Annotated in this window: 1 protein-coding gene; it reads right to left on the bottom strand. The window is 46.5% G+C overall.

The window, feature by feature from the left end; genetic code table 11:
* The coding region (locus AC1DUO_RS25665; protein ID WP_477989532.1) for a type I pantothenate kinase at positions 1-401 on the bottom strand (401 nt) is incomplete at its 3' end.
* Positions 402-809 lie beyond the last annotated feature (408 nt).

Below are 809 nucleotides of genomic sequence, written 5' to 3' on the forward strand. Positions count from 1 at the left end.
TTATTGGGATAGAGGAAACCATCTGTGGTGATCAGCTCTACTGAGCGATGCTCTGGCCAACGGCTTAATAATGCCTGGAGGACGCGGGCTGTCGTACTTTTACCTACCGCTACACTCCCAGCAATTCCAATGATATAAGGAATTTTCTGTCCATCTGTACCGAGGAACTGCTCAAGCACGGCTTGTCGGCGCAGGTTGGAACTGATGTAAAAATTGAGAAGGCGTGAAAGTGGCAGATAGATCTGCGCGACTTCCTCGAGGGATAAATCCTCGTTTATGCCTTTCAGGTTCACCACTTCAGCCTCTTTGAGCGTGAGTGGTACTGAATCACGTAAGGCTGCCCACTGCGTACGATCAAACTGCAGATAAGGAGTTGCCAAAGATGGGTCTCTTTTTTTCATAAGTTAAAGTCTGCCTGTTAGCGCAGGTCAGGAAAGGCGATCACGCCAACTCCAGACAGTAAACCAGCAGCATATTATAGACACCTTAATTTTTGAGGGAGATCTTTTTCTTATAACTTATCGATTTCTTTGATTGAGTTTAAAAATTTTTGAGAAACTTATGCAAGTGAGGAAAGTCTGTGAAAGTGCGATGAAATACTCACCGCACTTTCACAGACTAAAAGAGGGGGTGAGAGGCGCAGGTGAAGGGCGGTAGTTGTTTGTAATAGACTACTTCATTTTTTCTGCTGTAACGGGCTGAGTCTTGCCTGAGTGTCGCACAGCGATAACCCTGAGCCCGATAGAAAGCTTCGGCGTCCGAACCTGACTGCATATCTGAAGACAGAACGGAGCAACGCAGGTTCTGTG

This window comes from Rahnella sp. P4_A8, assembly GCF_056402435.1.